This window comes from Paenibacillus sp. P4_A7 (assembly GCF_056402455.1).
This window is the reverse complement of sequence record NZ_JBFUHJ010000741.1, coordinates 1-1,602: the sequence shown is the minus strand read 5'-3', so window position 1 is coordinate 1,602 and position 1,602 is coordinate 1. Positions and strand designations below refer to the sequence as shown.

The 1,602-nt window shown below is 45.3% G+C and carries 1 protein-coding gene; it reads left to right on the top strand.

All coding sequences use genetic code 11. The features are described from left to right. Positions 1-491 precede the first annotated feature (491 nt). A partial coding sequence (locus AC1DWN_RS33575) for an IS110 family RNA-guided transposase (protein WP_477563157.1) occupies positions 492-1,602 on the top strand: 1,111 nt, incomplete at its 3' end.

The following is a 1,602-nucleotide window of genomic DNA, read 5'->3' as shown; positions in this document are numbered from 1 at the left end:
AACTCGCCTGTTACGCTGCTTATCCTGTAGTCTTCCGAGAGTTTAAAATCCGTCGACCTTCCCATTTTTGCAGTTCTTTCGAGGCTCAATCACACGGCCTACTATCTGACTGTCTACGCTTAAACCGTAAGGTTACCCTTAAAGCTCCAAGACTCGCTATTGGTGACCTGGCTAGAGTCTTCCCAAGCAGGATTTCCACCTGCTAAATGACATGACTTAACTTGACGCACTTAAACTATCCTGCCCGTTCGTATTATGAGGTCACCAGATCTTTCTGGTGGACCTCATTTTTGTGTGGTCGTAAAATAGCGGTAGCCGGGGATCGAACGTTTCTGCCCGTGGGACTTGGATCCCGAGAGCTATTCTGTTCATCCCCCCTACTTGTTCAACCATGGTTAGGCTGGTTGGGACGTTGATCCCGTATCACATGCGATAGTGTGGAAGACAAGAAGGTTAGGGGTTGCCGGTGAAAATACTACAGGAGTGATGTCATGAATCCAGTCATTGGTTTGGATGTGTCCAAGGGAGAGARCCATGCACAAGCTTTTTTAGACCGTGGAGTACCTCAYGGGAAGATYTTTAGATTTAATCATGATCTAGAGGGATTATCGTCTTTTCTTAATTATGTTCGAGCAGTGGAATCAGCTGCAGGGATGAGCCCTTGCATTGTAATGGAGGCAACAGGCCATTATCATAGCCCTGTTGTTCAGTTTCTGGATGAGCACCAGTATCTGTACATCGTCATTAATCCGTTAATCTCATATGAAGCAAAAAAAACTAATTTGAGACGGGTCAAGACGGATGCTGCTGATGCCTATCAACTTGGAGCGCTGTTCTATAAAGAAGAGTTTGAACCCATCAAAAAACGGGGTCAGCATCTCATGAATCTACGCTATCTCACTCGTCAGCATGAATCTTTAACGGGTATGTATGTTCAAGCGAAGCTGCAGTTCCAGGCTATTCTAGATCAGGTTTTTCCTGTATACCATGGCGTGTTCGGTGACCTSTATTCGAAAGTTTCGCTTCGATTTCTAGCTTTACACCCGACGTCTAAAGGGGTCCTAGAAATGTCCGAGAAGGAAATTACAACTGAAATCCAACGTCTTACTGGACGCGGCAGATCCGTCTCATGGTGTTTGGAACGCGCTCAAATCCTAGCGGCTGCAGCAAGGCGAAATCCCTTTAAGGAGACGGCTTTTCCAAGTCATTTGATCTCCATGCAGCTGCTCATCAAATTGCTTCTTCAATACCAGGACCATCTAGCAGACCTTAAGAAATCGATAGAGACCCTGGCTGAAGAGTTACTTGAATATGATTTAATCCAATCAATACCCGGTATCAGCACTAAAATCGCTGCAACAATTTTGGCTGAGATTGGGGAAATCGATCGGTTCGATCACGCAAAGAAGCTGGTGGCCTTTGCTGGTGTTGATCCCAGTGTATTTGCTTCAGGTAAGTTTGTGGCAACCCAAAATAGAATCACGAAACATGGCTCCAGAAGGCTTCGTACAGCCCTGTATCAAGCTGTGCGATGTGGTATTCGTAGTAATAGAAACAAGAAATTAAGAGCTTACTACGATAAAAAGCGTGCGGAAGGAAAAC